This is a genomic window from Sporosarcina sp. G11-34, from assembly GCF_026931025.1.
In genome coordinates, this window is the sequence record NZ_JAHNZW010000006.1 from 237,322 (window position 1) to 262,669 (window position 25,348).

General features: G+C 39.6%; 26 protein-coding genes and 1 pseudogene. 10 read left to right on the plus strand and 17 right to left on the minus strand.

Annotation, left to right across the window (positions count from 1 at the left end; all coding sequences use genetic code 11):
• Positions 1 to 2: 2 nt before the first annotated feature.
• From KSU66_RS10740 to KSU66_RS10750, 3 genes are all read right to left on the minus strand, one after another.
• Positions 3 to 710 (minus strand): MOSC domain-containing protein, encoded by a 708-nt coding sequence (locus tag KSU66_RS10740; RefSeq protein WP_269051445.1) that lies wholly within the window; start codon positions 708 to 710, stop codon positions 3 to 5.
• 118 nt (positions 711 to 828) lie between these two features.
• Positions 829 to 5,532 (minus strand): S8 family serine peptidase, encoded by a 4,704-nt coding sequence (locus KSU66_RS10745; RefSeq protein WP_269051446.1) that lies wholly within the window; start codon positions 5,530 to 5,532, stop codon positions 829 to 831.
• Positions 5,533 to 5,787: 255 nt separating this feature from the next.
• Positions 5,788 to 6,522 (minus strand): peptidoglycan recognition protein family protein, encoded by a 735-nt coding sequence (locus KSU66_RS10750; protein WP_269051447.1) that lies wholly within the window; start codon positions 6,520 to 6,522, stop codon positions 5,788 to 5,790.
• 406 nt (positions 6,523 to 6,928) lie between these two features.
• Here KSU66_RS10750 and KSU66_RS10755 point away from each other — a divergent pair, with 406 nt between their 5' ends.
• From KSU66_RS10755 to KSU66_RS10765, 3 genes are read left to right on the plus strand one after another with little or no spacing between them, the layout of a single operon-like run.
• Positions 6,929 to 8,146, plus strand: coding sequence for an efflux RND transporter periplasmic adaptor subunit (locus KSU66_RS10755; RefSeq protein WP_269051448.1), 1,218 nt, complete (start codon positions 6,929 to 6,931; stop codon positions 8,144 to 8,146).
• Complete coding sequence (locus KSU66_RS10760; protein ID WP_269051512.1) at positions 8,130 to 8,810, plus strand: ABC transporter ATP-binding protein; 681 nt, start codon at positions 8,130 to 8,132, stop codon at positions 8,808 to 8,810. Before KSU66_RS10755 ends, KSU66_RS10760 begins: the two co-directional genes overlap by 17 nt.
• Positions 8,807 to 10,009, plus strand: a complete 1,203-nt coding sequence (locus KSU66_RS10765) for an ABC transporter permease (RefSeq protein WP_269051449.1) — start codon at positions 8,807 to 8,809, stop codon at positions 10,007 to 10,009. Before KSU66_RS10760 ends, KSU66_RS10765 begins: the two co-directional genes overlap by 4 nt.
• 66 nt (positions 10,010 to 10,075) lie before the next feature.
• Here KSU66_RS10765 and KSU66_RS10770 read toward each other — a convergent pair whose 3' ends face one another.
• Positions 10,076 to 10,660, minus strand: coding sequence for a phosphatidylglycerophosphatase A family protein (locus tag KSU66_RS10770; RefSeq protein WP_269051450.1), 585 nt, complete (start codon positions 10,658 to 10,660; stop codon positions 10,076 to 10,078).
• Positions 10,661 to 10,773: 113 nt separating this feature from the next.
• Here KSU66_RS10770 and KSU66_RS10775 point away from each other — a divergent pair, with 113 nt between their 5' ends.
• The 3 genes from KSU66_RS10775 to KSU66_RS10785 all read left to right on the plus strand — a co-directional run bounded on the left by KSU66_RS10775 (position 10,774) and on the right by KSU66_RS10785 (position 12,540).
• Entirely contained in the window at positions 10,774 to 11,496 is a 723-nt protein-coding gene (locus KSU66_RS10775) for an alpha/beta hydrolase (RefSeq protein WP_269051451.1), read from the plus strand.
• 90 nt (positions 11,497 to 11,586) lie between these two features.
• Positions 11,587 to 12,102 carry a YjcG family protein gene (locus tag KSU66_RS10780; protein WP_269051452.1) on the plus strand — a complete coding sequence of 172 codons (516 nt, stop codon included), beginning with the start codon at positions 11,587 to 11,589 and terminating at the stop codon, positions 12,100 to 12,102.
• A gap of 3 nt (positions 12,103 to 12,105) precedes the next feature.
• Positions 12,106 to 12,540 (plus strand): GNAT family N-acetyltransferase, encoded by a 435-nt coding sequence (locus tag KSU66_RS10785; protein WP_269051453.1) that lies wholly within the window; start codon positions 12,106 to 12,108, stop codon positions 12,538 to 12,540.
• Positions 12,541 to 12,617: 77 nt separating this feature from the next.
• On the opposite strand, the gene KSU66_RS10790 is transcribed toward KSU66_RS10785, so the two are convergent.
• The 6 genes from KSU66_RS10790 to KSU66_RS10815 all read right to left on the minus strand — a co-directional run bounded on the left by KSU66_RS10790 (position 12,618) and on the right by KSU66_RS10815 (position 15,402).
• Positions 12,618 to 12,869, minus strand: a complete 252-nt coding sequence (locus tag KSU66_RS10790; RefSeq protein ID WP_269051454.1) for a stage VI sporulation protein F — start codon at positions 12,867 to 12,869, stop codon at positions 12,618 to 12,620.
• A 17-nt stretch (positions 12,870 to 12,886) separates the two neighbouring features.
• Entirely contained in the window at positions 12,887 to 13,045 is a 159-nt protein-coding gene (locus KSU66_RS10795) for a YjcZ family sporulation protein (protein ID WP_269051455.1), read from the minus strand.
• A gap of 114 nt (positions 13,046 to 13,159) precedes the next feature.
• Positions 13,160 to 13,522: a stage V sporulation protein AE gene (gene spoVAE / locus KSU66_RS10800; RefSeq protein WP_269051513.1), complete on the minus strand. Its 363-nt coding sequence runs from the start codon at positions 13,520 to 13,522 to the stop codon at positions 13,160 to 13,162.
• A gap of 9 nt (positions 13,523 to 13,531) precedes the next feature.
• Positions 13,532 to 14,533 carry a stage V sporulation protein AD gene (locus KSU66_RS10805; RefSeq protein WP_269051456.1) on the minus strand — a complete coding sequence of 334 codons (1,002 nt, stop codon included), beginning with the start codon at positions 14,531 to 14,533 and terminating at the stop codon, positions 13,532 to 13,534.
• The gene (gene spoVAC, locus KSU66_RS10810) at positions 14,527 to 14,982 is read right to left on the minus strand and encodes a stage V sporulation protein AC (protein ID WP_269051457.1); all 456 of its coding nucleotides are present in this window, start codon (positions 14,980 to 14,982) and stop codon (positions 14,527 to 14,529) included. The genes KSU66_RS10805 and spoVAC overlap by 7 nt, the downstream gene beginning before the upstream one ends.
• Complete coding sequence (locus tag KSU66_RS10815; protein WP_269051458.1) at positions 14,983 to 15,402, minus strand: hypothetical protein; 420 nt, start codon at positions 15,400 to 15,402, stop codon at positions 14,983 to 14,985.
• A gap of 114 nt (positions 15,403 to 15,516) precedes the next feature.
• Between KSU66_RS10815 and KSU66_RS10820 the strand changes: the two genes are divergently transcribed.
• The gene (locus KSU66_RS10820) at positions 15,517 to 16,080 is read left to right on the plus strand and encodes a CotY/CotZ family spore coat protein (protein WP_269051459.1); all 564 of its coding nucleotides are present in this window, start codon (positions 15,517 to 15,519) and stop codon (positions 16,078 to 16,080) included.
• Positions 16,081 to 16,191: 111 nt separating this feature from the next.
• Here the strand turns inward: KSU66_RS10820 and KSU66_RS10825 are convergent, their stop codons facing one another.
• Both KSU66_RS10825 and mgtE read right to left on the minus strand, forming a co-directional pair.
• Entirely contained in the window at positions 16,192 to 16,602 is a 411-nt protein-coding gene (locus KSU66_RS10825) for a hypothetical protein (RefSeq protein WP_269051460.1), read from the minus strand.
• A 77-nt stretch (positions 16,603 to 16,679) separates the two neighbouring features.
• Positions 16,680 to 18,035: a magnesium transporter gene (gene mgtE / locus KSU66_RS10830; protein ID WP_269051461.1), complete on the minus strand. Its 1,356-nt coding sequence runs from the start codon at positions 18,033 to 18,035 to the stop codon at positions 16,680 to 16,682.
• Positions 18,036 to 18,121: 86 nt separating this feature from the next.
• On the opposite strand from mgtE, the pseudogene KSU66_RS10835 reads away from it, so the two are divergent.
• Positions 18,122 to 18,863 (plus strand): annotated as a pseudogene (locus tag KSU66_RS10835) (metallophosphoesterase).
• Here KSU66_RS10835 and KSU66_RS10840 read toward each other — a convergent pair.
• From KSU66_RS10840 to KSU66_RS10855, 4 genes are read right to left on the minus strand one after another with little or no spacing between them, the layout of a single operon-like run.
• Positions 18,856 to 19,776 (minus strand): RluA family pseudouridine synthase, encoded by a 921-nt coding sequence (locus tag KSU66_RS10840; protein WP_269051514.1) that lies wholly within the window; start codon positions 19,774 to 19,776, stop codon positions 18,856 to 18,858. The pseudogene KSU66_RS10835 and the gene KSU66_RS10840 sit on opposite strands and share 8 nt — an antisense overlap.
• Positions 19,769 to 20,569: an NAD kinase gene (locus KSU66_RS10845; protein WP_269051462.1), complete on the minus strand. Its 801-nt coding sequence runs from the start codon at positions 20,567 to 20,569 to the stop codon at positions 19,769 to 19,771. Before KSU66_RS10845 ends, KSU66_RS10840 begins: the two co-directional genes overlap by 8 nt.
• Complete coding sequence (locus tag KSU66_RS10850; RefSeq protein ID WP_269051463.1) at positions 20,566 to 21,243, minus strand: GTP pyrophosphokinase; 678 nt, start codon at positions 21,241 to 21,243, stop codon at positions 20,566 to 20,568. Before KSU66_RS10850 ends, KSU66_RS10845 begins: the two co-directional genes overlap by 4 nt.
• 18 nt (positions 21,244 to 21,261) lie before the next feature.
• Complete coding sequence (locus KSU66_RS10855) at positions 21,262 to 21,651, minus strand: hypothetical protein (protein ID WP_269051464.1); 390 nt, start codon at positions 21,649 to 21,651, stop codon at positions 21,262 to 21,264.
• 198 nt (positions 21,652 to 21,849) lie between these two features.
• Here KSU66_RS10855 and KSU66_RS10860 point away from each other — a divergent pair, with 198 nt between their 5' ends.
• Positions 21,850 to 22,242: a globin domain-containing protein gene (locus tag KSU66_RS10860; RefSeq protein WP_269051465.1), complete on the plus strand. Its 393-nt coding sequence runs from the start codon at positions 21,850 to 21,852 to the stop codon at positions 22,240 to 22,242.
• Positions 22,239 to 23,051 (plus strand): DsbA family protein, encoded by an 813-nt coding sequence (locus KSU66_RS10865; RefSeq protein ID WP_443028964.1) that lies wholly within the window; start codon positions 22,239 to 22,241, stop codon positions 23,049 to 23,051. Before KSU66_RS10860 ends, KSU66_RS10865 begins: the two co-directional genes overlap by 4 nt.
• Positions 23,052 to 23,485: 434 nt before the next feature.
• Here KSU66_RS10865 and pepF read toward each other — a convergent pair whose 3' ends face one another.
• A complete protein-coding gene (pepF, locus tag KSU66_RS10870) occupies positions 23,486 to 25,306 on the minus strand; it encodes an oligoendopeptidase F (protein ID WP_269051466.1) in 1,821 nt (606 codons plus the stop codon).
• Positions 25,307 to 25,348: the final 42 nt, after the last annotated feature.

Sequence of the window (25,348 nt, forward strand, 5' to 3'; positions counted from 1 at the left end):
TTTTATTCGTTTGGCCCGAAAACTCTTTTACTTAGTTGGGGATGTTCACCTTTCTCAACCCGATTCGTCAACGTTCTTTTCCAATTGGTAGCTAACCACTCACACTTGGCAAGATTGGCGGATTTCTCCAAATCTTCTTTTTCGATATGCATTACACGATTACATTTTTCAATTGTCCATTCGGGGACGGGACGATCTATCAACTTAAATTTTTGCCCCTCCTCAACAAACCCTTCTTGTAATACGCGAAAATACCAGCCAGTCCTTCCCGTATCTTCAATTAAAAGTGCAAGATTTTTAATTTTGAAACGGCGTGCGGGTTTCCAACACGGTTGCCTCGGCTGTGAAACTTGTACGATTGCACCTCCGACTTCAAATGTATCGCCAATCGCAATATCCTTTTCCGTGACATTTATCATCGAAAAGTTCTCTCCCACACCGCCTTGCTTCATATCTGTAATCCCGTACTCTTCACACCAAAAAGTATAATGCTCTGACGGATAGGCAAACACAGCTTTCTCTGGTCCGCCATGATTTTTCAAATCTGCTTGGCCGTCCCCATCCAACTTTGTTGTTCCCACCCAAACTGCTTCTTCAATAAGTTCTTTGAAAATTGCACTTTCCCACTCGCGATCCATCGGATGTACTGCATCTTTTTGACCGATTATTTTAGGTAGTCCCACTAATACTTTGCCCAATGAAATATCCATTTGAATTCCCCCCAATTAAATTAAATTAACTATAAAGTTATCAACAATCTGGCAGAACGTTCAAGATACTTATTACAAACAAAAACGGCCCTGGGATTCCAGAGCCATCTTTGTTTGCTTAGTCGTTAATCACTACGAAGCTACCAGCACCGTTCGCTGTAAATTCAAGTCCGTCTTTTTTGTATTTCGCTTTTAATGTTTTATTCACATTAAGGTCAAGAACAGCTAGCTTATTTGTCTTTTTCACTTTAGACAGATCTATCGGAAGTATAATTTCGATAGACTCGTTAAATGTATCAAGCGAAACTTTTTCATCACCCGTACCACTGGCGAGACCGAGTACGAAGTTTTCCGATACAGCTTTATCGATTGATTGTACCGAAGTTTTACTTAACGTCACTGTAACACCATTGCCGGCTTCTTGAATCAATCCCTTAATAGCTTTTCCAGAGAATCTAAACGTCTTTTTACCCCGAGTAAGAATGAGGTCCTTCTTGGACTTTTCGATCATTTTCATAATTTGAGGGTTAAATTCAATCACGATTTCTTCATCGTTTTCGGGTACTTCGACAGAGATTTCCTTCAATTTCTTAGTGTTCACTTGATCCGCGATTTCCATATCGGAAACGGTATACTTTTGTTCTTGCGCTACTTCTTTTACATCAAGATACACAAGAATTGAATCTTGATTTGGAATCGTAACCCATACTTGCGTTTTGCCTGACGCATGTGCAGTAACGAGACCTTTTTGAACGGTCGCAATTTTATTGTTAATCACCTTGAATGTCGCTTTTGCAGTCGTATCTTTAGTTGTTGTTTTTCCTTCTGGCGTCAGCGTCGTTTCAGTTACTTTCAACTGCACTTGTTCGCCAATGTCCATCTTCACATTTGTTTCGTTCACAGTGTATGTGACGATGTCTTGCGGAAGTTCCATAACTTCAACGTATACAAAGATTGTTTCTTGATTTGGTATCATTACACGCACTTGCGTTTTACCGGCTGCATGCGCTGTAACAAGACCTTTTTTAACTGTCACAACTTTGTTATTGACAGCGTTGTAGCTACCATTTCCCGTGACATCTTTTTCAATGATTGTACCGTCTGGCTTAGTCGTTGTTTCCGTGACATAAAACTGTTCAGATTGGCCAACACCAAGTGTTAAATTTTTCTTACTTACCGAATAAGTGACCATATCCTGCGGAGCTTGCGTCACTTCAAGATAAACATAAATAGTCTCTTGTCCTGGAATCATGACACGGGCTTGCGTTTTACCTGGTGCGACTGCCGTAATAAGCCCTTTGTGAATTGTTGCAACTTTATTATTGACAACGTTATAGCTTGCTGTTCCTGTGACATCTTTTTCAACAACTGTGCCATCAGCTTTCGTTATAGTTTGTGTAACGAAGAGTTGTTCTTGCTGGCCAACACCAATTGTAAGATTCGTTTTACTGACAGAATAAGTAACTTCATCTTGTGCCGGTTTTGCTGCCACTTCAACTGCAACAATGGCGGCGAATTCTTTGTAACTTACCGCGATTTCGGTTGTCCCCGCGGCAATTGCTGTAACAGTACCATTTGCTACTGTTGCAACTAATTCATCAGCAGATGTAAATTCTGCTTCCAACGTAACGTCTTTTTCTTCAATTGTACCATCCGGTTTTGTTGTCGTTTCTGTTACTTTTAAACTTTCTTTATCGCCAGTTTGAAGTGAAAGGCTATTTTTATCGATAGAATACTCGACTAGATCCTTTTCAACTATTTCTCCAACGTGAATCACTTGTTCACCTTTATTTCCGGCAGCATCTTGAATGAGAACTGTCACTGTATCCGTTTCTTCATCAAATGCTGAAATAGGGAATGTGAATGAACCATCTTGCGCTAATTTGAATGAGATAGGTTGTCCCGCGATATCGTTTTTCGTAACTACATAAAAGGCTTTTAGTTTTTCATTCAAATCAAAGTTAAGACCATAGTTCGTAAGTTCCGCATTATACTCTAAATATTTATCTGTCACTTGACCTGTTGCTTGTCCCTCCGTAACCAAACCACTTATTTCGGGTTTCGTAGTTTTCACGACTACCGGGCCAACATAGCCCCCTACTACTGGGGGTGATCCTGAAACTGTTTCTCCGGCGAAGTCAATTGTGTAAAGGCCATCCGGAATTGTTGTTGGTTGTGCACCGGAAGCCCACGGTCTATATTGCCCTTTCACTCCCAACTGGTAAGATCCAGCGGGTAGCTCCTCGGCAGCATGTAGATAACCGATGTAACCGTCCCCGTATGATCCGCCATCCGGGTCCATAATATCCCAAATTTCAAGGAAGTTAAGTCCCAAATCGCCTGTTACTGTGAAGGAAAGCGTTGCTTCGTCTTGTACGCCGTCGCCATCAAATGACAAATCTGTTTCCGTAATTTCAAAATCTTTAAATTCTACTGCCGCTGCTCCAGCGAAATCAGCCGCGAATGGCAACGAAATTGCAGTTTCTTTGCCATTAATCTTGATGTATCCTAGTATTTCTGAACCCGCTTTTGCTTTTTCTTCTCTTGAGGCAGTAAGTGTAACTGTCAATAATTGCTCACCATTCAACGTGAAGGATGATTTGTCGACCGTCACTTTTGCGTCTTTGTATGCTTTCGTAACATCGACGGTCACATTGAAATCCCCGCCGCTCCCATTAATATCTTTCACTAGAATTCCTTTTGTAACTGAAAGATTACCTTCTTCGAGTGATTGCGGACCAAATGTCACAGTCCCTTTAATATTCTCCACAACTTCCCCACTATTATCCAGTACTGCTTCATCTATTGCGTAAGCGAGTACATTCGGATATGCTGCTGCAAAAGCATCTACACGTCCTGCACCTTGTGCCATTACATCATACGTATCCGTGTTTAAAACTTTAGCAGTGTTCGATAACGCGACTTTCACGTCAAAAGCATTCCAGTCTGGATTTGCTTGTTTAACAAGTGCTGCAATACCCGCGATATGCGGTGTTGCCATTGATGTGCCTGTTTTTCGTGTAAAAGCTTGTTCGTAACTTGCTTCTGGAAAGTCTGCTTTGTACATCGGAATTGTGGACATGATATTCGTTCCAGGTGCACTTACATCTGGTTTGATATCAAAGTTAGGAGTAGACGGTCCACGTGAACTTGAATCGTTTACATCATCTCCGATTGTCATTGTTTTATTGAAATTAGTGAAAGATACTGTTCCTTCTCCATTATTAAGAGCAGCACGAATTGCATCCCCGTCTGTTTGAGACAAATCGTATGCCGGTATGAATTCAAATGCATCACCAAGGAATGTACCGGAAGCACTTGGCGCATTCGTTCCACCGGCGAAATTGTGGATTAGTATGGCTATTGCACCTGCCTCTTTAGCAAATTCAATTTTGTCGACGAATGCAATTTCACCACGCGAGACAAGTACCACTTTTCCGTTTACATCTAAATGGTTATAATCTGCTTTTTCACCATTTCCAGGTACAGCTACAAGTTCATACTCGCCTGACAATTGCGCTGGTAAATCTTTTCCGAATGTCGTTCCCATTAGATTTACTGTTTTTGATAATTGATAATCTCCAACGGTTACATTAACATTACTATCAAAATTCGCTTCTGGATTTGTTGTATTACCCACTGCAATTCCAAGACGTGCAGTTGCTGGTGTACCCATCGTTCCCCGATTCGGACCCGAGTTGCCTGTCGCAATGACTGAAATGGTTCCGGCCATCATCGCATTATTAATAGCAAATGATCCACCGTCCGTTTCAGAGTTCGCTCCTCCACCAAGCGACAGATTGATAACATCCACTTCATTAATAACTGCTTCTTCAATCGCCGCAATGATACCGGATGTAGATCCACTTCCATAGGCTCCAAGTACACGGTAAGCGTAAAGATCCACTTCTGGCGCAATCCCTTTAACATTGTATAGATTTGCTCCAATCGCAGCAATTGTACCTGCTACATGTGTACCGTGAGAAGTATAAAAAGCGCTTCCATTCGCATTAAACTCTGGTGTACCAGCCGGACGTTCTACTGGTGATGTTTCCGAAGCATCATCATCTGCGCGTGTTCTCGTGTATACCGATGAATTCGGAATGAAGTTCTTCCCGCCTTTATAAATACCAGCAAAGTCGGGATGATCTTTGTCAATCCCCGTGTCAAGGACAGCCACTTTGATCCCTTGTCCTTTAATATTTTCAGCCCATAACTTTTCAATCCCTAGAAACGAAATACTAGTTTCCATAGTCGCCTCGACTGTTTCATTTGAAACTCGTGCTTCGTATGCATATACTTCAGCGTCCGGCTCGACTAATGTAACTCCTGAAAGTTCTAGTAGTCTTTCTAGGTCATCTGCTTTTACAGTTGCAGAAAAACCATTAAGTACTGTATTATAGGCAAACTTTTCGTTGAATTTGATATTTTTAATTTGCATTTCTTTTTTCAAAAATGTTTGCTGCGACTTTACTTTCTTTTTCACCGTAGTTGCATCTGCAGCGGTGAACGTTTTCCCGGCTAATTCTTTAATCCCCTGTTCGAGGGCAACTGGTTTTTCGGATAAATGAACAATAACAGATACTTCTTCGTCCCCAGTTAGCCCTTGCAAATCTTTGTGTAGCCTTGAATCGCCTTCTAACACATGTAATTGTTCAGCAATTGCAGCTTTTTGCTGCAAAATGTTTTCATTTTGTTGTTCTGGCTTGAATGGTTTTTCCCCTTCTACATTAGCCGATGCCGTGTAAGGCATTAGTAATGAGAAAACCATTAAGAAGGTCAAAAATGCACTAAAAAACTTAGTGAAATTATTATTTTTCAAATCACATTTCCCCCTCGTTCATTATTCCCAATTATTAAAAAATTGGACTACTATAATTTACCACGAGTTTACTAGAATAGGAACGGGAGTTTTGTATAAAATACAGTTTATTCGAAAATTCGTCCGAAGGTATGTTATCAGAATTGCCTAGTAGTAGTTCCTATGGTTTCTAACTAACGACTAAATGATTCCATTAGCCCACCTGGTGTTTTTGTATCCTTTGGATGAGTTCTTAACAGTTCTTCTTATTTATTTTCATAACTTTTCAAGTGCCGCCCTCGTTTTTGGTCCGTATATTCCATCGACTTCTCGAGGCGTATACACCATTTGAAATCGTCTAACTGCATTTTGTGTCTTCAGTCCGAACAGACCATCGACACCATGATTTGGAGCTCCTTTTTCAGGATAAAAGTATTTTTGTGCCAAAGCCTGTTGCATTGCATACACTTCAGGACCCCTATCTCCATATTTCAACACTTTGAAAACTGAAGGTTTTTTCTCTTCTCCTTGACCTCCCTGTTTATTTTTTATCTCCGAAATAAACTCAGACCAAATCGGCAATAGTTTACGAGGACAATTTTTTCCAGACCAGTTTTTATGAGGTACAACATTTCCAATTGAAATACCATGTTCTTTCATTAACTTATTTACGAGCCATATCGCATTGGCATTCGCTTTATTTTCATCGATACCTTCATAATCACAAATTTCAATACCGATACTTCGACGATTGCCCACCCCATTCGTACCATCCCCAGCATGCCAGCCATTTTCAGTCGTAGGCAAATGCTGATAAATAATCCCTTGATCATCTACCGTGTAATGCCAACTTTCGGCTGTTGTCGGATTTTTAACATACCTTCCATGCATTTCTGCATTTGCGCCTTTACTTGAATTCCCCGTATTATGGATTGTAATATAACTTGGTTTCATGGCATATCCTGGTCGGTTCTTTCTCCCCTTTGGAATATACTCTTTTTTAATCTCCATTTTTTCGCCCCCCACTGGAATTAGTGCGCGATATCAAAAAGTTATTCGCCACTTATTCACGTATATAGTGAGTAATGTGCAAAAAAGTGACAAAAAATGAACTTATTTCTGAATTTTTTCAAATAAATCCCCAAATCTGGTAGAAGATTCATTATAATAAAGCTATAGTTTGAAATTTAAGTAAGGGGAGTGATTCATACAATACTTAATCGTTAAAGAACAACAAAACCGTTTCACAGGAAAATTCGCTTGTCAATAACTATATATTTTGAAGTTATGAAACTTTATCCAGCTCGTAAACGTTAAAAACAATGTACTACTTAATATTATAAGACTTGGTATTTTCCAGTCGCGCTATGTATGTATACATAAGAAATTGGATTGTTCCAAAACAGGAGGATAAAAAATGAAGAAAAAAGTTTGGATTTGGGTTATTGCAATACTCGTAGTTTTAGGTATAGCCGCAGCGATAATTTGGTCACTAAACAACAAAAAGGTACATATGATGGACGACGAATTAGGTGAAATGAGTACTTTAGTTCAAAAAGCGTCTGAAGAATTATTAACAGAGTCGATTCTTGTAACAGGTAAAATTGTTCCAGAAGGAGAACAAAAAGTCTTTTTAGAACCTGAAAAAGGAGAAGTACTCGAATATAAAGTAACCGAAAATCAGCAAGTACTTGCTGGTGATGTCCTCTTTGAATATGATTCTTCAAAACTAAAAGTAGAATATGGTAAAGCGATTCGTGAAAGAGATTTAATTCAAAAAAGAGCCAAAATCGAACAAAGTCAAATCGCGGCAATGGAGAAGCAAATTGCTGCAACTAAAAAGAAAGTAGGCGTCAAGAAAGATCCGGATGAAAGTGGTTATGTCGAGCCTTCAGTAACACAAGCAGATGTGAATGCACTTGCTGCTGAAAAAGTTCAACTTGAAATTCAATACGAAGGTACAAAGTCTGAAATTACATCTGCACAAGAGCAAATTAATGAGCTAGATACACTTATAAAAGAAATGGTCGTTGTAAGTAAAATCGACGGTATTGTTGTAAAAGTCGATCAAAATATAGCGAAAACTGAAACAGGCTCAACTGACCCCGCCATCCACATCATTTCAAGCGGACCGTTCAAAGTCATTGGTACAATGAGTGAATTTGATACGGTGAAAATTCAAACTGATCAAGCAGTTGTCATCCGTCCAAAGGTATTTAAGGACAAAGAATGGAACGGTGTTGTTGAATCTGTTTCCCAATTTCCAAATGAAGAAGGCGGAGAAGATTACGGCGGCGGTGGTGGTAACGTCACAATGTATCCTTTTAAAGTTTCTATTACAGATGATACATCCGAATTACGCCAAGGTTTCCATGTTTCATTGGAAATAAACGTAGGTGGTAATGAGAAATCGCTTGTCGTTCCTCATATGGCACTTTTGGATGAAGGCGATTCAACTGCTGTTTTCGTATTAGTTGATGGCTTCCTTGAAAGGCGCGAAGTTCAAACAGGCGCTATGAACGATGAATATATAGAAATTACAGAGGGTGTCGAACTGGGCGAACTCGTCGTGATTGCTCCTGATGAAGGAATGCATGATGGAATGGAAGTGGTCTCCTTTGATGAAATTGAGTAAAGTTACAAAAGTTTATGGAAATGGAACGCTAAAGGTCCCGGTCCTCCACGGGATTGACTTATCGATAGAAACAGGAGAATTTGTTGCAATTATGGGACCTTCGGGATCTGGTAAATCGACACTTATGAATATAATTGGGTTTTTAGATACGCCCACTGCGGGTACATTTGAATTGAATGGCGATGAAGTCGGACTAGTAAAAGAAAATCAGCTTGCAAACTTAAGAAACGAACATATCGGATTCGTATTTCAACAATTTTTCTTACTCCCTCGATTAACGGCACTTAAAAATGTAGAAACACCGTTAATTTACGCAGGTATTCCAAAAAAAGAGCGAGCAAAAAGAGCCCAAGAAATGTTAACTAAAGTGGGTCTGGAAGAGAGAGTAAATTATTTACCGAATCAGCTATCCGGTGGTCAGAAACAACGTGTCGCAATTGCTCGTGCACTTGTTAATAACCCTTCGATTATTTTAGCAGATGAACCTACCGGTGCTTTGGATTCAAAAACGAGCGAACAAATTATGCAAGTTCTTGTTCAGCTCAATAAAGAAGGTAAAACAGTTATTATCGTCACGCATGAAGAAGAGATTGCTGCATATACAGACCGAATTATTACATTACGAGATGGACTCATTACGGATGACCGGAGGAAGACGTCATGAGTATATTGGAAAGTTTTAAAATTGCACTATCCTCTATTTGGAACCATAAAATACGCTCTATTTTAACGATGCTCGGGATTATTATCGGTGTCGCGGCTGTTATTATTATCGTTTCAATCGGTGAAGGTGCCAAAAAGCAAATGACGGAAGACATGTTTAATACGGATGAAAATGTAATCGAACTCTTTTATGAGCCCTTCCCTTCTGAGGATGGGTCTGAAATGATGTGGTACGAACCAGAATTAACGGGTGCTGACTTGGAGGCACTTCAGGAAGTACCAGGTATTAAATCTGTAATCGGTACGAATAATGGTTGGGGCATGATGGTGAATAACGACAAACAAAGCGACATGCAAATAACCGGTGTCGGTCCTGATTATTTTACCGCTGGAAAGCTTGAAATTGTCGATGGACGTCCTCTTAACATTCGTGACGTTGACAGTATGAACCGGGTTGTGATGATTGACACGGTTGCTAGAAAAAAACTTTTCAAGGAAACAGAACAAGTCATTGGTGAGATTGTCGAAATCGATGATAATCCGTATAAGATCGTTGGTGTCTATGAATCCTCTACTCCCGAAATGTACCGAGGTGAGGATGGAGAGTCACTTATGCCAAGATCACTTATAGCGATGATGTTTGGTCAAAGTGAGATCCAACAAATCTCCGTAATTGCGCAGGATCCAGAAACACTTGCAGAGACAGGGTTCATGGCTGCGGAAAAACTGACAGAGATAAAGAAGCTTGAAGATGGCATGTATAAGACCTATGACATGGGAGATTGGCAAGAAGAATATGAGCAGTATTTAACAATTATTACTTTGTTTATTAGTAGTATTGCTGGAATTTCACTTTTAGTTGGTGGTATTGGAGTTATGAATATTATGCTTGTATCTGTCACGGAACGAACGAGAGAAATAGGACTTCGAAAAGCGTTAGGTGCAACGAGAAGAAAAATACTTCTTCAATTTTTAATTGAGTCGGTTACATTAACTTCTTTAGGTGGACTTATAGGTATCGGTTTAGCTGTGCTTGCAACAGTTATTGTTGCACAAGTATCACCGATTCCTGCTACTGTTAGTCCATTTATCGTACTCATCGGTTTTGGTTTTTCTGCATTTATCGGTATTATTTTCGGGATTCTCCCTGCCAATAAAGCATCAAAACTTAGCCCAATCGATGCGCTAAGATACGAATAATATTTATCTGTTACAATAGTTTAAAACCCACCTGCCATTTGGCAGGTGGGTTTTATTTTCATTTTTTTAACTTAGCGCGCCTTTAATTTTCGTTTCGGGCATCGTATCGTCTGGTGAGATGTCCTTAAACGTTTCTCCCGCCTCTGCAAGGTCGCGTGTTCTGTGCGCAATACGTGAAGATGCAGATGCTGCAATACTTGCTACAAGATCATCGAGGAATGTATGAACAGCACCGCCTTTTTTCGTATCGAGTTCATTAATAATGCCGGTTTTGTTTTTGTCTAAATGACCAAATGTTGTAACAGCGATGGAACCGTATGTAAATACAGCACCGAGTGCGATTGTTTCATCTACACCAAATAACCCTTCATCTGATCTAACAATTTGTAAAAGAGGTTCGGATAGTTTTCCTTGTTCCGCCAACTCGTCAAGTTCAATACCGACAAGAATTGCGTGTTGAAGTTCACGTTTCCTAAGCACGCCTTCTACTGATTCAAGGCAGTGAGCCATTTGAAGACCCGGATTGTAAGGCAATTGCATTTCATATACAATCTCTGCCACATCCATTAATGTTACTCCTCTACGTAAAAGCGCCTCTTTAGTCGCTTCAGCTACAACTTTTGAATGAACCGGTTCTGCTTTTTCTCCCATAATAAAACAACCCCTTTTTAATTTGTAAACATAATGCAGTATAACCATTATACCTGTTATTGTGTATATGATACACTTTGAATTATCAACCTAGATTGGGGAGGCGCTAAAAAATGAAATATGGAAAAATTGAAGAAGTTACATTTTATAGTGAAGCACTTGATGAGGACATGCAGCTCCTCATCCATTTGCCACATAACTACTCAGAGTTATATAAGTTTTCAATACTCATTGCATCTGATGGCAAAGATTATTTTCAATATGGACGAATTGGACGGGTCGTTGATGAATTAGTTGCCGCACATGAAATTGAAAATGTCATCGTCGTCGGAGTGCCATATAAAAGCGTTAGTGAACGCAGACGATTATATCGTCCCGATGGCGACCGCTACGAGGCTTATCTTCGCTTTCTTGCACGCGAGCTCGTTCCATACATGGATGAAAACTACCCAACATACCAAGTTGGCGATGGCCGTGGCTTAATCGGTGATTCACTTGCCGCCACTGTTTCACTCATGGCAGCATCCAAGTACCCGAACACATTCGGCAGAGTTATATTACATTCGCCATATGTTGACGACGCTGTTCTTGAAGCTGTCGAAAATGTAAAGGATCCTTCCCGTTTTTCTATTTATCATGTAATTGGTCAAGGCGAAACAGAAGTAACAACACAAAATGATGGCGTGCAAGATTTTCTCACGCCCAATCGCGCATTAAAAGATTTAATAAAATCCAAAGGGTTTCGATACTTCTATGAGGAATTCAATGGTGATCATACTTGGAAATATTGGCAGCCCGACGTTCGGCGTGCTATTTCGATGATTTATGGGCAATAAGTAAAGAAATCCGACACTTTACTATCTATTCTGGTATAATTGAAGTTATCACGCTTATGTAAATTCAACTTTATTGGGAGGTAGTTTATTATGAAATATGGAATTGTAGCATTTCCATCTAAAGAACTCCAGGATTTAGCAAATGGTTATCGGAAAAGGTATGACCCACACTACTCGCTTATTCCACCACACTTAACAGTTAAAGGTGTTTTCGATGCCGATGAAAAAGAAGTAGAAGAAGTTGCAAAAGCGGTTAAAGAGATAACAAAAAAACACGGACCATTTGAGTTAGCTGTGCCAAAGGTCAGTACATTTGCACCTATTACGAATGCAATTTATTTCAAGGCGACATTAAATGACGAATTGGAAAATCTGCATAAAGATTTGAACTATGATTTCTTTGGTTCGAAACCTGAATATCAATTCGTACCGCATATTACAATCGCACAAAAGCTTTCTTCCGGAGAACACGATGATATTATTGGTCAACTTAAGATGATTGGCGTCAATCATAGTGAAATGATTGATCGTCTTCACCTAGTTTATCAATTAGAAGATGGATCATGGACTGTCTATGAAACATTCCGTCTTGAAGGAAGTAACTGAACATTGTTCCATGTAACAATCGCCACGACAGAGAAAGAACTGGAAGATGCTTTTTCTATTCGCAAAAAAGTATTCGTTGAAGAACAAGGTGTTCCGATTAGTCTTGAACTTGACGAACATGACAAAACGGCTTCACATTTCATCGTCTATACCGAAAATATGCCCATAGGCGCAGGCCGACTCCGTGAAACGGATGTTGGAACTGGTAAAGTTGAGCGGGTTTGTGTCCTTCCTGAATATCGGGGAAGACATCTTGGAAACCTTGTAATGAATGCACTTGAAACACATGCTAAAGAGAAAAAACTTCAAAAAATAGTTTTAAATTCTCAATCCTATGCGGTTCCATTCTATGAGAAACTTGGCTATGTCATTACTTCTCCAGAGTTCATGGATGCAGATATCCCTCACCGGGCAATGGAAAAAAAAGTAGATCTGTAAGTAAATAAGGGTCGTTCACAAGCAGTCATATGCTTTGTGAACTTCCCTTTTTTAGTATAGAAAAAAAGTATAGTTAGTCAACGTCCAAGCATATCTTGAATATCTTTAATATTCATCGCATTGCCGTTTGAAACAATTGACCGCACAAGTTCATCTTCCGTAGCTTGTGGTACATTTTTATTCGCCAGTTTGCCAACGTTACGAATAATCTTTCGCACTTGCCTTTCATCACTAAAATCTGCAAATTGAATTGCATTTGCTAAAGCGAACACTTCTTCCATTGGCACTCCTGTTTTTGATTCGATTTTCCGGAAAAATGAATCATTCATCCACTATCCCTCCTTCTTTAGCAAAAACTTCGGCCTACGATAATAAGCAAGATGAAGAGAACAACGATAAGCACAAATGTAGATCCACCGTAAGATCCCCCTCGCCCTTCTTCAAAACCTTGACAAGGGCCATATGGATTACAGAAACTTTGAGGACCATATCCAAATCCAGACATAATAATACCCCCTTCCTTCTACATATCCTATGCTCGGATTTGTAAATGGACGGGGGCATTTGTATAATATTATCGTTATAATCAATTATTTTTGAAGTTTGCTGCTGGATGAAGTCATACGCTACCTTTAGATTTAAAAATAATTGCCGCTATAAAACCGAATAAAATTGCCGAACTTATTCCAGAACTTGTTACTTCAAACATCCCCGTAAGAACGCCAATCAAACCATGTTTTTCGGCTTCTGCCATCGCTCCGTGTGTCAATGCATTCCCAAATGACGTGATAGGTATCGTAGCACCGGCACCCGCAAAGTCGATAAGCGGTTCATACAACCCAAACCCGTCAAGCACTGAACCTGTCACAACGAGTGTACATAATGTGTGCGCTGGAGTTAGTTTCGCTACGTCAAATAATAGCTGGGCGATGACGCATATAAGTCCACCTACAATAAAAGCTGTAATGAATATAGAAACCATTGCGTCCACTCATTTCATCATTAATTCGACTGCATGCGCTATGCACGGAATCGTTTCTCCCTGTTGATATGATAATGGCGACAGAAGAGCACCGGTTGCGATAAGTAACACACGATTGTATTCACCTTTCATCATCTTTGCGTATACATCCGTGTAGTACATCGCGGCAGAACAGCCAGCCCCACTTGCGCCCGACATGAATAGAGGGTCACTTCCATAAAATTCCGACCCGGCATCCCTAAAATTATTCCACACATTAAGCTCTTCTTTTTTGGCAAGTGTTTTATACATTTCAAATCCAGTTTTACCTAAATCCCCCGTAATTATTGCATCATAATCCGCCGTCTTTTTGCCGTGACCTTCCAAATGTCTTTGTAACGTATCCGCAGCTGCCGGTGCCATCGCCGCCCCCATATTAAGTGGATCCGTTAGGCCTAAATCAATCACACGACCAACAGTAGCACATATGATTGCTGGAAATCCTTTTTCAAACGGAGTTACTGCAGCAACTCCAGCCGCCGTTACGGTCCACTGTGAAGTTCCAGGCTTTTGGGAGCCGTATTCCACAGGATACCGAAACTGTCTTTCAATCGAATTATGTTGACTCGACGCTCCCGCAAGAGCACATTCAGACATGCCCAATTCCGTTAACAATGCCGCGGTAATTAGTGTAGAGATGGACGTCGCACATGCTGAAAACATCCCTAGAAAAGGTATTTGTAAAGTAGCGGCGCAAAAGTTTGAAGGAGTCATTTGATTAACCAAGTCACCTACAAGTAAAAAGTCTGTATCGCCCGGTGCAATTTTGATTTTATCTAATGCAATTGTACAGGCATCTTCCATCATTTTTGAATGAGCTTGCTCATTTGTTGGTAGTTCGCATCGTTCGTCATCATATACTTTGTCAAATAGCTCCGCAAACGTACTTTTTCTTTCAAGTGGCCCGGCTGTTACACCAGTAGCAGTAATCGAAGGGTTTGAAGGGAATTTAAGAAGTCCTTTTACTACCATGACACAACACCTAATTTCACAAGAATTGTTTTAACAAGTGCGACTACAAATGCCGAAAATACGCCGAATAAAATAACCGATCCTGCGAGTTTAAATATATTGCCACCCACCCCAAGTACATATCCTTCACTTTTATGTTCAATTGCCGCGGAAACGATTGCATTGCTAAAACCCGTAATCGGCACTGCTGCTCCTGCCCCTCCAAACTGTGCAATTTTTTTGTATTTTCCAAACCCAGTTAGGAGCATTGCAAAAAAAATCATTGTTGCAACAGTTGGATTGCTTGCTGTCCGCTCTGTAAAATCAAAGAACTTCATATAGAAAAAAGTGACAAACTGTCCGATTAGACAAATGGTTCCACCGGTAATAAAAGCAAAAAAAATATTTTTTGCTAAAGGGGTTTTGGGTGCCATTTCCTTTTCAAGTTTCGCGTATTTTTCTTCATTCATTTAGGTCTCTTCCTTTACAAGAGATTTTAATTTTTTCACCTTTTCACCGATATCCTTCTTATCTTTCATTTCTAAAATCTTTTTAATTTCCATAACTATTTTGCTGTCTGCCGAAACGACTATATCCAGTTCCGGGTAAACTTTTTCTAGATCATCTTTAAGTTCTTTTTCAATTTTAGCTTTTTTAAATCTTTGGAAAGTCTTCACTGATACGCCTGCTATTAAATCTTTTTTATTAAAGATTGCAACTACATCTGTCAGACGATTATCATCCATAAAAATTCCTTCCGCATTTTTTTCTTCTTCATCCGTACTGTTATGGATGCGAAAATCTATTTTATCGCCATCTCCGAAACAGCCCGACAATAAAATAGAAATTACGAAAAGTAATGCCAGTCTTCGAATAATAATCCCCTCCATTTATTGCAGTATGTCATCTGCACATCAACTTTATTCAAATATCTGAACGACAGCCCTAACAAGATGAAACCCAATGCATAAATTATAGAGAACTAAGAAAAGGAGGTGTTATTTATGGGATGTGGAAGAGATGAAGAAGTTTCAAATGTGCGAGTCCATGATAACTGTATTTGTGAAGTTGTGCGAGCGATTAGAAGAATTCAAGATATTCGAGATGACCTAGATTGTGATGACTGCAGAACCGACTGCTTTTTGACTCCGCTTGGAAGCCTTGTGAGCCCTTCAAGACAGCGGACGAACACGCGGGTATTCATGCTTTTAAATGATGAAGGTGATCCGTTCAAGGCGATGTTTAATAGCAGAAGAAGAGGTAGAAGAGATAATGATAGAACTGCAGCAGCTGAACAAGGAAAAAATAGAGATTGTAATAGTTGCTTCTCGGTTTTCTTTAGAGTTCAAAACGTATTCGATAACTGCTGTGCAACGTTACAAGTACTTGAACCACGCGACGAAAACGGTAGAAAGGTTAATCTATTCAAAAATGGCAAGCTAGATTTTGATGCAATTTGTGACGTAGAAAGATTTGAAGCGACAGGAGCTTGTATTACAGTTGACTTGAAATGTTTCTGTGCGATTCAATGTGTTAAAGATGTTCACATTGATTGTGACGAAGACTAATACGTTTACCTGCAATGCCTAAGTCTGCCCGATTGGTTAATACCGATCGGGCAAATTTCATTTATAAACAAAGAAAAAGCAAATCGGATATCCGATTTGCTTTTTCTTTGTTTATTCTTCCAAAAACGGCTGTCCTCGCCACAAAACTTCTTCAATACTTGTTAATTCTACCGCCACGATTTCTTCTTCTTTTCCATGAAGTACGATAAAAACCGTTTCGCCTTCCACCTTATCAATAATTCCCTTCAATATCTCATCCCCAATTTGAAATTGAAGCGGTTGATAGATTTCTTTTCGAAAGTCTCCGCTAAGATAGATTATTCGGCTACGGATCGATGGATCGCCTTCCGTTACAGGCTCAACTTCTTCTTGTTCGTTTTCGACATCACCTTCTGAATCTACAACTTCTTCTGTATTCAATAGAAAAATGGAAGTACTTTCTTCCCGTTCGACTTTGGCCTTAATGAATACAGGCGGCCCATGTACAAAAAGTATTGGCTCGTTGTATATAATGATGTGCACATCCTTTTTAGGCTAGTATATGCGCTAAAGTAAACCGGCGTTCACACGGGACAGTATTGAGGATTATATAAGCTAATCTAAAGATCCCCAATGAACAACGTTGCCAAGCCGAGGTAAATAATAATGCTAATAATATCATTCAATGTCGTTATAAAAGGACCTGATGCTACCGCGGGATCGACTTTCATTTTATGCATAAACAATGGAATGAAAGATCCCGAAATTGTTGCAACAAATATGGATACAAAAATAGCTGCACCGACTAAAAGTCCAATAAGAAATTCATGCTTCCAAACGTAAATTAGCCCTACTACAAATATTGCACAAATTAGGCCTGTAATAAGACCCGTTCCAGCTTCTCTAAGCAGTAGTTTGAATTTACTTTCGTCTTCAATATCTTTCGTTGCGATTCCGCGAACTGCAACAGCTAATGATTGTGTCCCACTATTACCGGCAGTTCCAGCAATAAGGGGAATAAACGCTGCAAGCAGTGCTACTTTTGAAATCGTCTCTGTAAATAAATCAATCAGATTCGCTGTTAACATACCAAGTACTAATAAAATAATAAGCCATGGCAGTCTTTTCTTCGCTGCACTTAACGGGCTTTTATCAAACGTATCCATATCAGAAACAGCCGCGAGTTTTGAATAGTCATCGGATGCTTCTTCATCTAGTACGTCAATAATGTCATCGACAGTAATAATCCCTAGTATATGTTGTTGAAAATCGACAACAGGTACCGCAAGGAAATTATAGTCTTTAATCATGCGTGCAACGTCTTCTTGGTCATCGCTGACGAGTACACTGACAACGCGATCACTCATAATCGAATGGATCAGCATATCCTCATCCGCAATTATTAAATCACGTAGTGAAACAACCCCCGCGAGCTGCCGTTCTTCATTGACAACGAAAACATAATAAATTGTTTCCGCTTCCGGTGCTTCGTTACGCAAAATCGTCATCGCCGAACGAACTGTTGAATTTCCAGGAACAGTAACATATTCTGTCGTCATAATTGAACCGGCCGTATGTTCCTCATAATGCAGAAGCGATTTAATTTTAGCGGCGGCTTCTTTATTCATCAGCGTTAAATAACTTACAGCTTGGGATTTGTCTAGTTCATTCAGGACATCAACCGCGTTATCCACGAACATGTAAGAAATCATGTCCGCTGCATACGTCGTGTCCATCTCCTCAAGGAACTGTTTGTATTCGTGATCATAAATTTCACTTGTTTCGAAAATTTCGGCAAGCTCTTTTGGAGACAAATAATGGTACATTGTTTTTCTAAATTCTGGGCCAATCTTCTCATAAAACGTACCCCGGTCATACGGATGTAACATTAAATATTCATTGCGAAAAGATTGCATGTCATTTTCTTGAAGAAACTCGATCAAATTATCTTCGTTATACTCTATATCTTCGGCCATAACGCACCTTCCTTTCCATACCGCTTTGCTTTCACTCGATATATTAGCGTACAATTTAATCATAATACTAAAAAAGATGAATTTATATGAAATTCGATATTATTCGCGACATTCACGGGTGCTTCAATGAGCTAATTCAATTGGTCGAAAAGCTTAGTTATTCAATGACATCAGATTACCCTACTCATCCAAATGATAGGCAACTTGCCTTTGTTGGCGATGCAATGGATAGGGGTCCTGATTCATTAGCAACGTTGCTCTTTCTTTTTGATCTCCAAGATTCAGAAAGACTTATTTATTCCCCGGGAAATTACTGCAAAAAACTTTACAGATATACACAAGGAAGTAATGTTTTGACGATTTATGGACTTGAAACGACAATAGCTGAGCTTAATCTTCTATGACCGAAAGGACGCACTCGCTTTTTGAACCGGTATATCCAATTTTATGAAGCCTTACCACTATACCATAGTTGAGACGATGGAAAATTGATTGTTCTCCATGCAGGAATTCGTGGTGATATGATTGGGGTCCCACCAACAAATAGTATCCGTGTATTTGTTCAGTATGGTGATATTACAGGCTAAAAACTTCCCGACAGCAGACCTTTTAGGCGCGATTGGGCAAAAAACTACGATGGGAATCCATTTATTGTTTACGGACATACACCCGTGTCAGAAGCGCGTTTCGTCAACAACACGGTTAATATAAGACACTGGGTGCGTCTTTGGTGGAAAATTAACCGTATTGCGTTACCCAGAAATGAAACCCGTTTCAGTTCCTTCATCACTCCCGTTTTTTATCGGAAGGTTCACTACATTCAGCTAATCCTGCAAAGAAGCTTCATATCAGTTGGTATGTCGCTTCTGAACTCCATGCATTCCCCATTTAGCGGATGTTGAAACTTTAACGTTGCGCAATGCAGCGCTTGTCGGTCGATTAAAGTTCGCGTGCCACCATATAAATCATCTCCGGCGAGACTATGCCCCGTCCAGTACATATGAACCCTTATTTGGTGTGTTCTTCCTGTATGAAGAACAAGACGAACCCTTGTCAAGTTACATTTCCCATTGCCTATCCGCTCAATGACCCGAACGTCCGTTCGTGCGTATTGGCCATCTTCGCGGACAATACGCTCAATAATACTTCCGTCTTTTCTACCGATTGGCGCTTCTATGACGAACGCATCTTTTTCGACCTGTCCTTCGACAACCGCCTCATACTGCCTCGTGAACCCATTGTCTTCCATTTGTTTACTTAACAGATGATGAATATGTCTATTTTTTGCGATGCAAATTAAACCCGACGTATCCCGATCTAGTCTAGTAACTACATGAACTGTTGCTGGGATATTTTCACGTAAAAATTTACCGGCGATTGCATTTGCAATCGTCCCCGAAGGATGATCCCGTGATGGAATTGTACTTTTACCAGGTGGCTTATCGATAATTATTATAGCATCGTCTTCATAGACTATATTAAGGTCGCCGTCTTCGGCTATCAGACCATTACTAATTTCTTCTTGTGGGAAAATAATTTCAACTTCGTCGCCTTGCATCAAAGTGTAACGCACATTTTGTTCAACTCCGTTTACTTTCAGTGTTCCCCCTCCATATTTAGTTGCGGTTAATGTTCGTTTCGATATTCCTTTTTGCTGAAGGAATTCACGTAGTAATATCCCTGAGTCACTCACTGTAAATTGTAAGCAAAACCGCGGATCCTTATAGTCCCTGTTATTCATCGCTGTCAATAAAAGAATCCCCAACACGCTCCCAAAATGGAAATGGGCGGAATCTGGCGAAGCGCACTTTCTTCTTCGAAACTTCGTACTCAATGGATTTTACATCTTTATGTAGAAGTTGAAGATGGTCCACAGTAACCATGAAGTCGGGTCCCTTAACTGGTTTTAAGACGCATTTATGATGCGCTGGTAAAACAAGAGGAGAACCGACCGTTCGGAACACACGATTATTGATAGAGGCCATCTCAGTGAGCTGCATGGCTCGTAATGCTGGATGAATAATAGCCCCACCTAACGCCTTGTTATACGCTGTTGAACCTGACGGCGTTGACATGCATAGGCCGTCCCCACGAAATCGCTCAAAATGATTGCCGTTTAGTTCAACGTCCATTACAAGAGTGACCTCTGGCGATTTGACCGTAGATTCATTGAGCGCAAGATAAAGCGCGCTTTCTGTCGCATTTCGATAATTAATTGTCACGTCTAACAATGGATATTCAATAACGCTATATTCTTTACGGGCAATAGAAATAACGAGCTTTTCAATTTCAACCGGCTTCCAATCCGCATAAAAACCAAGATGCCCTGTATGGATTCCAACGAATGCCGTATCTTTTAAACGATGACTGTATTTATGAAACGCATGAAGTAACGTTCCATCTCCACCAATTGACAAAACAATCTGTGGCTCCTCCTCATCAAAGATAAGCCCGAAATCAGTCAAATATTCTTTCGCTTCTGCCATAAGTTGATTGGATAAGTCGTCGTTTCTTGACTGAATAGCAAATTTCATCGCTTTAAGTCTCCCTTCCTTTTTTTGTTTCCATATCGTCTCGTTGCAGTTTCTTTAAATGCACTGAAATATTGTTGCGCATCTTGGATCTCATCGCGAATAAGCGACATCTCTTCATCCAAGCGAAAAGCCGCTTCCGCTGCACTTTTTAGACGTAAACTAATTTCTTCTGGTAACTCACTTTCGTACTTATAGTTCAATGAGTGCTCAATCGAAGCCCAAAAGTTCATCGCCAATGTCCGAATTTGAATTTCGGCTAATATTGTTTTTTCACCGTGAATCGTCTGCACGGGATACTTAATAATCATATGATATGAACGATAGCCACTTGGTTTTTTATTTTCAATATAATTTCTTTCTTCAATTACTTCCAAATCATTCCGATTCCGTAACGTTTCTACAACTGTTTCAATGTCGTCGACAAATTGACACATCAGGCGTAATCCTGCGATATCTGGTAGTTCTTTGGCAAGTTCCTCTGAAGGTTCGAACGGGATTCCTTTTTCAAGAGTCTTGTCATAAATGCTCGCAAGTGGTTTAACCCTACCTGTTACAAACTCAACCGGGGTATGCACATCTTCCAAATCGTATTGTGAACGTATCCCTTTAAGTTTAATTTTCAATTCATCTACAGCCTGTTTATACGGCTCAAGAAACTGACTCCATTGACCCATTCTTACCCCTCCCAGCGATTATTCTGTACTTGTTAGTATTTCAGAGAATGCTTTTTCAACTGCTAAAGGAAAGTTTTCTCCGTAATTATTGTTGCCTTCAATATTAAATATAAGCATCGTTAATTCTTCATTGAATCCATTTAACGTAAGGGTTTCTTCACCCCAAGTAAGCAAAGGATCTACACCCGTTTTTAAAACATCTACCATAAGCGGCCAAACAGCTTCGGAAAAATGGATATGGCGGTATCCTTCTTCTTCTTCAAGTAGATAAACGAATGTAATTTTATCGGTATCTGTAATCATTGTTCCTGAAGGTGTCCCCTTCAAACTTTCTGGAGTCTTTGCCAATAAAAAACGGATTTCTTCGGTATTTTTCATACCCTTTTCGATATGTAATTGAGTCTGCATAATCATTTCATCCCTTCATATTCACTAAGTTCAGTCTATCATATGAAGCGCTGTCTTGCAGTCTGAAATGTGCCTGGGTCCTAACATTCGGAACGATTTATTTCATCGTTTATAAATTCCCTAAAGAGCTATTTATTTGTTAAAACGGTGTAGGATTGGTAGAATGTCAATACAGTCAGAGCAAAGGAGAATAACATAATGATTAGAAAACCTTTGATCCCATATGAGGAGATCGGTGCAGAGAAATTGTCGGATCTTATCGACTCATTTTATGCTAAAGTCGGCGTCCACCCAGATCTTATCCCGATTTTCCCGGACGACCTGACAGAAACAGCTCGTAAACAAAAACAATTTATGACTCAATACCTAGGCGGACCTAATTTATATTCTGAAGAGCATGGCCACCCGATGATGAAAGCACGCCATAATCCATTTCCAATTACACCAACACGGGCTGAAGCTTGGTTATCTTGTATGAGTAGAGCTATGGACGATGTCGGACTTGAAGGACAGATTCGTGAATTTTATTATAAACGCCTCGTTCTAACTGCCCACCATATGGTGAACATGAACGAGGAGGGATCGCAGTGAATCAGCAAACACTGATGGAAAACCCTTACAGTTTATCTCCACTAAACAGGCCGATTGAAATATATCTTTTTATTGATCCACTTTGTGTGGACTGCTGGTCATTACAGCCAATACTTCGTAAACTACAAATAGATTATGAGCGTATTTTCACGCTTCGAATTGCATTGCGCACGTCACTTCCTACTTTAAATTTACAACCTTCTCCGTGTAAGGATTCAAGCGACACATGTGATAAAACACATGCTAGCTTCCCATCCATTGCGATAAAAGCGGCAGAGTTTCAAGGAAAGCGTGCCGGTCTTAGATTTTTATCTAAAATGCTTGAATATTCATACTTAAAGTCAAGAAATATAACATCTTTTTCGGTACTTCTTGAAATCGCAGAAAAAATACATTTGGACATTGATGAATTCACAAAAGACTTTTCATCACATAACGTTTTACGTTCGTTGCAAGTCGACCTGTATATGGCAAAAGAAATGGAAGTCGACAAAGCGCCAACTTTTGTATTCTTCAATGAAAATATTGAAGATGAAGGTTTAAAAGTGAGTGGCCTTTATGAATACGATATATATGAGCAAATTCTTGAAGAATTAATCGGCCAATCAATTATTCCCGATAACCCACCACCACTCGATGACTTATTCGGACGTTTTGATACACTTGCTACAAAAGAAATCGCGGAAATTTATAATATTTCCGAAAGTTCTGCAGAACGTGAACTGAAAAAACGTCTATTGCAACAACATGTGGAACGACTTCCATTTCAAGATGTAACGCTATGGCGAAAAAAGCGTTTAGAAGCATAAAAAATGTCCCGTAAACCGAATTTCTTTCGGTAAACGGGACATTTTTTTGTATACAAAAGAGCATCCAATCCTGGGGGGGAATGGATGCTCTTATAAAAAGGGAATGGGAGAAATGTCACTACAAACAAAAGGGGTGTTGTTTAGTATGTGATTTATTTCACATCCTTATCTTATCACAGGATAGCAATTGCATCAACTTTTCACAAAGTCTTTCACAATAACGTCACATTTTGTATATATAAGGTGAAATAAGGATATCTGATTGAACACGTTGCAATGCTTGTAGTAGCCATCTTCACTTGATTGGAGTTTAAATAGGAACACCTTATTTAAACATTCTTTTTCCAGCAGAAGTTCAATCCTTTGTACAATAAAATAAATACAGCTTGATTTACCTAGTTATAATCTAGGCGAATCAAGCTGTTTTTTATAAATTATTGTTTTAGAAGCAGTGCTTCGAGTTCATTTAGCTTTTCCTCAAACACACGGCATGCTTCCTCAATCGGTGCAGCACTTGTCATATCGACTCCTGCCTTTTTAAGCACTTCAATTGGATAATCCGACGAACCCGCTTTCAAAAAATTATTAATGTATCTCTCAACTGCCGGTTCGCCTTCTGTTAGTATTTGATTGCTCAAGGCCACTGCGGCGCTATACCCCGTTGCATATTGATATACATAATAATTGTAATAGAAATGAGGTATTCTAGCCCATTCCAATCCTATTTCTTCATCAATCACAAGGTCTTCACCAAAGTATTTTTTATTTAACGCATAATACTCTTCGGTTAGTTTTTCAGCGGTCAATGCGACTCCATCTTGATCTAACTTATGGATTTGATGTTCAAATTCAGCAAACATTGTTTGACGGAACACAGTTCCACGGAATCCATCAAGCCAGTAATTCAGAAGATAAATCCGTTTTTGTTCGTCATCAATTGTTTTCAATAAATGCTCGTTTAATATCGCCTCGTTTACCGTTGAAGCAACTTCTGCTACGAAAATCGAATAACCGCTGTAAACGAATGGTTGGGTTTTTCTTGAATAATAGCTATGCACACTATGACCAAACTCATGAGCCAATGTGAACAAATTGCTCGCACTATCTTGCCAATTCATAAGAATATACGGATTCGTCCCGTAAGAACCTGAAGAATAGGCACCCGAACGTTTTCCTTTATTTTCACGGACATCGACCCAGCGATTTTCAAGTCCTTCTTTGACAATCGATACATATTCCTCGCCTAGCGGTTCGAAGCTTTCAAGCATTGTTTGTGCCGCTTCCTTATACGGAATTTTCATATCCGCATCTTTTACAAGCGGTGCATATAAATCCCACATATGAAGTTCATCGAGTTCAAATACTTTTTTCCGAAGCGCAACATATCGTTGTAATAAATGAACATTTTTATTAATTGTAGCTACAAGATTATCGTATACTTGCTCTGGAATATGGTTGTTCGACATCGCAGCTTCACGTGCAGACGAGTAATTGCGAATTTTCGCATTGACGTTATCCCCCTTTACGTTACCAGCTAGGGTAGATGCAAATGTATTTTGAAATTTACCGTATGTCGAATGCATCGCTTTAAACGCATCTTCGCGAACTTTCCTATTATCACTTTCAAGAAAACCAATATAACGGCCGTGGGATAATTCTACTTCTTCCCCGTCATCATCTTTAACAATTGGAAACGTTAAATCCGCGTTATTCAGCATGCTGAACGTTTCAGATGAACTACCCGTTACTTCGGAGAGTTGTGCAAGTAATGCTTCTTGTTCAGCTGGTAAAACATGAGGGCGCTGCGTATTAATCTCTTCAATTTCCTGTTTATATAAGCCCAGCCCACTATGTTCTTCCATAGATTTTTTCAATTCCAATTCATCAATTGACAATAACTCGGGTAAAAAAAATGACAATGCAGTTGAAATTTTCACATATAAAGATTTAACCCGACTGTCCATCGCCTGATAGAAACTGTTTGTCGTGTCTTGGTCAGTTTTTAAATGGGCGTAAGTGTAAAGACGACGCAATCTTATAGATAGCGAATCTCGGTACTCTAAGGCTTCCAGAAGTGCTTCCGGTCCATTACCTAAAGTGCCTTTAAACGAATCCCCTTTTGTTGAAAATGCTTCAACTTCTTTAAATTCTTCTTCCCATGCATCATCCGTCGCAAAAATATCTTCGAGACGCCACGTCTCCTCTACTTTCACCTCATCGCGATTAAGTACTTTGTTTTTATTTTCAGCTGACATATTAAAAGTCCCCCTTCTTCCGATACTTCGGAAAACGAATCA